A 5,088-nucleotide genomic window follows, 5' to 3' on the forward strand; every position below is an offset into this window, starting at 1 on the left:
CCGCCGCGTTGGCCCCGCTGCCCGACCACCACAGCCACACCGGCTTCGGCTCGCCGTGCAAGGGCAGGTGCTCAACGTGGAGCCGGATCACAGTGCCTTCCAGGATCGGGAACTCTCCGGCGTGCCCGGTCCACGCCGCCCGGCGGGTGACGGAATACGGCCAGCCCGGGATCATCCGATGCTCGTCCTTGCCCCGGCCGTATGTATGGCAGAACGAGCGATCCGGGCAGGTTGCCGCGTCCGGGCGCAGCCAAGGGCTGACATCGACCGCCAACATCAGCCGGCCGTCGGCGCCTCGGGGTAACGGCAGCGCGGCCAGCGCCGACCGAGCGGCGAACATCGCGGCACCGGGAAAGGTGTCGGCAGCTCCTCGAGAATGACCCTCTGGCAACTACTAAAAGTCGATCCCCTGCTCGTGCTAGGAGGGTGCCGAACGTGGAGGACTGGGCCGAGATACGCCGTCTGCACAAGGCGGAGGACGTGCCCATCAAGGAGATCGCGCGGCGGTTGGGGGTGGCCCGGAACACGGTGCGGGCTGCGTTGGACTCAGATCGGCCGCCGGGGTACCAGCGGGCGCCGCGCGGCCGCGTGGTCGATGCGTTCGAGCCGCAGATCAGGGCGCTTTTAGCGGAGTGGCCGCGGATGCCGGCGTCGGTGATCGCGTAGCGGATCGGCTGGCCGTACACGATGAACCCGCTGCGGGTGCGGCTGCGGGAGATCCGCCCGGAGTACGCCGGGGTGAACTGGTGGACCGGACCGTCTACGAGCCCGGGCAGATCGCCCAACGCGACCTGTGGTTCCCCGAGCCGCGCATCCCCGTTGCCGCCGGTCAGAAGCGGATGCTGCCGGTACTGGTGATGACCTGCGCCTTCTTCAGGTACACGTGCGCGGTGATGATCCATTCCCGGCAGGGCAGGGACATCCTCATCGGAATGTGGCAGCTGATCCGCAGCCTCGGGCGCGTGATCAAGACAACTCGGTCCTGTTCGACACCGCCAGCAACTGGATCGCCGCCTCGCGGCGCCCACCAGGCCGGACGGCTGGACGCGGAGCTCAAGAAGATCCGGCGCTACCGGTTGATCTTTATTGACGAAGTCGGCCACGTCCCGTTCGATCAGGACGCCGCCAACCTGTTCTTCCAGCTTATAGCGTCAGGGTACGAAATCGGCTCCGTCATGGTCACCAGCAACCTCTCCTTCGGGCGCTGGGGAGAGACCTTCTCAGACGACGTCGTCGCAGCCGCAATGATCGACCGCCTGGTGCACCACGCCCGATGTGCTCACCCTGACCGGAGACTTCCACCGCACCCGCCAACGCCGCGAACTGCTGGCTAAGGACAACCGCGCCAGCGACAGCCAGTGCCGTATCAGGCTACGTTGACCTCGTCTGTCGGCATGTGGGCATGATGGCCCCATGACTCCAGAGGTGTCAGCGTGTGCATCGTGGGACGCTCTGGCCGAGCCATGGCGTGTCGCCATCGAGGCGGCTTGGCAGTCGTATCGCGAGGGCGGTATAGCGGTCGGCGCCGTGCTCGCTGACGGCGCCGGCACTGTTGTCGGCGAGGGCCGCAACCAGCGGTTCGCCGGTCAGGTCCGGGGTTTGCTCGCGCATGCGGAGATGGGAGCGCTCGCTGCGCTTCCTGTGGAGAAGGACCGTGCGCGCGATTGCGTTCTGTACACGACACTCTCCCCGTGCCCGATGTGCTTCGGTGCCATCGTCGTAGCCCAGGTCGGTCAGGTACACATCGGGGCGATGGACCCGACCTGGCAAGGGATCGAACGGCTCCCCGAGCTTGCCGACGAGGTGCGACGTCGCTGGCCACGCATTCAGGGCCCGTTCACCGGACCGGTCGGCGCGTGGTTGGCGATCGCTCCGGCCCTGAACACAACCGGAGCACTGTTCAGGGCCGTGGAACGCTCCGAGCCCACCCATGCCGCTCTGGCTCGTGCCGTGCACCGCCGCTACCAGCAGCGGACAGTCCTACGTGAGTCTGCTGTGCAGGCGTTGGAGGATGCCTGGGATCTCCTCGTCGGGGCGTCCGGGTGATCCTTTCCGTGCCGGATGCGTGTGCGCATCACAGCGGTGTGGACTCATCAGTGCGGGCGGGGTGTTACCTCAGGCTGCGTTCGCCCAGGTGACGATGCGATGCAGCTGCTGGTCTTCGACATGGCAGTTTCGCCAGATGATGTAGCGCCGGATCATGCCGCCCTGCTCCGGTGGGTGCGGTGGTCGGTGCCGTCGAGGGCGAAGTAGCGCAGGGCCGTGAACTGCGCCTCGATCCGGTTGAGCCAAGAACTGTTGGTCGGGGTGTAGGCGATCCCCACGTTGTTTGCCTGCGCCCATGCCCCGAGCCTGCGGTCGCGCTTGGTGCTCAGGTGCGGGAGAAGTTGTCCACGACCATGGCGATGCGTATCTCGCGCGGGTAGAGCGTGCGCAGGTACGTACAGAACTCGAGGACTGCGAGGCGAGCTGGGAGCTGGACGAGGACCGATCGGAATCGGGCACAAGCCCCGAATGGATCGTCGGGCCTCACCTGGCATCGCCGCCATGACACTAGGCCGACGAGTATGGGATCACATCGAGCCAGCGCGAAAGGCGTAGCAACCCGCGTAGTCAGCACAGAATCGGCGAAACGCCCGACAACCAACGAGACCAGCCGACAGCTGCCGGGGCTGGGGAACCGCCCTGACACGGAAGAGGTCGTTGTTCTCTGGCTATGGAAAATGAGCATCCGTTGGGTACGCGAGGTCTACTGCGAGCGCATCGCTGAACTGACCCGGCCGGAACGACGGGGGTGCTCGTCACAGCAGCCCCACTCGGCCGTCTAGCCTATTCCAAGAGCGGTCGGTTCGGATATGATCCCGTCGTGAAGGGATCCCATGGTTCTTCGATTTAATCACGCTAACCTTCTAGCTGTATTCGAAAGATTCAGCAGGTGGCAATTGGCTCTATTTTCGGCCGCATCCACCGAGTTCCTCGTTCCGTCATACCGCCTTTTTTCGAATATTGAAGACATCGGAGATCCGCAACGCGTCGAGGGAACCCTTGAACGCGCCTGGGCCTACGTGAATCTGGGCATCGAGGAAATTAATCCAAGCCTGCTTCCCGGTGACGAGGAAATATTAAGTCTTCTCCCAGGTCGTGAAGACTGGAACGAATGGTCCCTCTGTGCCGAGTATGCGGTTGCTTCTCTAGCTGCGCTGGTGCGGGTGTGGTGAGCGGGGAGTCATCGTTTTCTGCTGATATCGCCCAGGCGTGCTACGAGGCGGTAGATTCAATTGCCGCTAAAGATATCGATCCTCCGTTTATGACACGAGACATCGAGGAGCAGATTCTCAGTTCTGAGACTGTTCAGTGTGAACTGCGCCGGCAGCAGGAGTGTATTTCGATAATTAGCGGGTTGGCTGCGCCTTCAATTGATGCGGCAGGGCACCTCAGGCGTCTTGCGCACGAGCAAGCCGAACGAGTCTTCCGCTGAGAAACGCCAGTACCATCTTGCCGATCGACCACGCGACGATCTCGACGAGCCCGCCGATTGCATCCACGTCTACATCAGTAGAGCAGTCGAGTACAGCAACGCCAACGCCTAGCAGTGCCACACGATGACCCTGCCCGACCAAGCTCGGATCGGAATGTCCGGATCTGTCCTACCGGTGCCGTAAGTTCGCATCGAGGGGGTCAGGAGTCGCGTCGTCAGGTCGGCATCATCGGCCGTGCAGCTTCGGAAGTGCGACAACAACTCCCGCGCCGGCCTGCTCTCGGAATCGAACGTCGCGCCGACCTCCCTGCGCCGCGGATCAGTAGGGTCAATCATCAGCGCCATGTCGCACTTGAAACAGAAGAGCACCTCGGCCCGAGCCACCGATTCGTCATGCACCCGTATGCCAAAGCCGGGCGCGAAGCAGCGCGTCAACTCGCTCTCAGGCGGCCGCTCGATCAGCCTAAGCACGTCGGCCAAGACGTCGCCGTCCCAGATGGCGACAGGCTCTTCAAGCTCCGCGCCAGTCTGAGCGCACGCCAGGCTTGACCTTCGCCACCTCGACAAGTGCTATCTCGTCGGGCGGGACGATGAGTATCACGGCCGCCATCATGCCGTGCCCGCTGCGTGCCCGTCAGGAGGGAGCCGAACGGGAAACAGCGGGGACTCTAGCGGGGTCCCTACCGACACCGTTCCGCCCGGCCTCTCCTGGCTTGGCTTGAACCGATCACTCGTCAGATCTCGGGCGTTCCGCGACGCCGTGCCTGAAGGCTTCGACGGCCCACGGCGCCGGTGGTGTCGGCGGCCGTTACCGTGACCGCGGCGGTGCCCGCGGTGGTCGGGGTCTCGGTAATCAGGCCAGTGGACCGGTTGATCGACAGTCCGGAGGGCAGGCCGGTGGCGGTGTAGGTCAGGCTCTTTCCGGCGGCGGAGTCGGTGGCGTGGATCTGCAGGCTGACCGCGCTGCCGACGGTGGCGGTCTGGGTGTCGGGGTTGGTGATGGTGACGGTGTTACCGGTGCTGGCAGCGGCCGGGATGACGTAGGTGACCAGGGAGCGGGCGGGAATGGTGGCGTTGAACGCGCCGCCACTGACGGCGGTCGCCGTCTGCGCGGCGGTGTTGTTCGTGGCGTTGGTCAGGTATGGGGTGACGGTCGCGCCGTTGGGGGTGCCGGTGCCGGACAGGGCGTAACTGATGGGGTCGTCGCTGGAGCCGGTGTTCAGGGCGACGATCGAGAGGGAGCCGTCGGTCTTCTTGTACGCGGTGGTCTCGATTGTGCTGTTGGAGCTGGTGGCGCTGATGCGAACCGCGCCGGGCCGTACGTATCTGGAGTAGTTGGCGAACGCCCACAGGCGCCCCGAGCCTGTGACACTGGGGCCCTTGACGCTGGCCAGGCAGCAGCCGTTCGCGGCGACCGAGGCGTCGCCGATGCCCCACCAGTAAACGAATGCGTTGAGGTTAGCGTTGGCGAGGCCGTTGTAGATGTTCTGCGCCCAGGTGAACCCGGAGTCCGATCCCATGGCCCAACCGCGGGCGCGTCGTTCTCAAGAGCTGTGGATCGGCGGGTGCTGGTCGGGCAGGACGAGTTCTTCGCCCTCGTGGGACGGGGG

6 protein-coding genes and 1 pseudogene are annotated in these 5,088 nt (G+C 64.8%); 4 read left to right on the forward strand and 3 right to left on the reverse strand.

The genetic code is table 11. From position 1 onward, the window contains the following. Nucleotides 1–340, reverse strand: a 340-nt coding sequence (locus VFA16_RS06165) for a transposase (RefSeq protein ID WP_324966967.1), incomplete at its 3' end; no start/stop codon positions are given. 86 nt (nt 341–426) lie between these two features. On the opposite strand from VFA16_RS06165, the pseudogene VFA16_RS06170 reads away from it, so the two are divergent. The 3 genes and pseudogenes from VFA16_RS06170 to VFA16_RS06180 form a co-directional block, all read left to right on the forward strand. Further along, a pseudogene (locus VFA16_RS06170) lies at nt 427–974 on the forward strand (helix-turn-helix domain-containing protein); the annotation flags it as partial. Next, nucleotides 963–1,334, forward strand: a complete 372-nt coding sequence (locus tag VFA16_RS06175; RefSeq protein WP_324966972.1) for an ATP-binding protein — start codon at nt 963–965, stop codon at nt 1,332–1,334. The pseudogene VFA16_RS06170 and the gene VFA16_RS06175, both read left to right, overlap by 12 nt. Before the next feature lie 79 nt (nt 1,335–1,413). Further along, a complete protein-coding gene (locus VFA16_RS06180) occupies nt 1,414–2,046 on the forward strand; it encodes a nucleoside deaminase (protein ID WP_324966968.1) in 633 nt (210 codons plus the stop codon). A gap of 152 nt (nt 2,047–2,198) precedes the next feature. Here the strand turns inward: VFA16_RS06180 and VFA16_RS06185 are convergent, their stop codons facing one another. Next, nucleotides 2,199–2,324 (reverse strand): hypothetical protein, encoded by a 126-nt coding sequence (locus tag VFA16_RS06185; RefSeq protein WP_324966969.1) that lies wholly within the window; start codon nt 2,322–2,324, stop codon nt 2,199–2,201. Between the two features lie 555 nt (nt 2,325–2,879). Here VFA16_RS06185 and VFA16_RS06190 point away from each other — a divergent pair. Further along, nucleotides 2,880–3,218: a DUF416 family protein gene (locus VFA16_RS06190; RefSeq protein WP_324966970.1), complete on the forward strand. Its 339-nt coding sequence runs from the start codon at nt 2,880–2,882 to the stop codon at nt 3,216–3,218. 994 nt (nt 3,219–4,212) lie between these two features. Here the strand turns inward: VFA16_RS06190 and VFA16_RS06195 are convergent. Further along, nucleotides 4,213–4,998, reverse strand: a complete 786-nt coding sequence (locus VFA16_RS06195) for a putative Ig domain-containing protein (protein WP_324966971.1) — start codon at nt 4,996–4,998, stop codon at nt 4,213–4,215. Between the last annotated feature and the right edge of the window lie 90 nt (nt 4,999–5,088).

The organism is Mycobacterium sp., from assembly GCF_035653355.1.
In the GTDB taxonomy this organism is placed as follows: domain Bacteria; phylum Actinomycetota; class Actinomycetes; order Mycobacteriales; family Mycobacteriaceae; genus Mycobacterium.

Bases quoted from the DNA above. Each gene is read 5' to 3' on its own strand.
- VFA16_RS06190 (WP_324966970.1), top strand. From the start codon at position 2,880: ATGGTTCTTCGATTTAATCACGCTAACCTTCTAGCTGTATTCGAAAGA.
- VFA16_RS06195 (WP_324966971.1), bottom strand. From the start codon at position 4,998: ATGGGATCGGACTCCGGGTTCACCTGGGCGCAGAACATCTACAACGGC.
- VFA16_RS06180 (WP_324966968.1), top strand. From the start codon at position 1,414: ATGACTCCAGAGGTGTCAGCGTGTGCATCGTGGGACGCTCTGGCCGAG.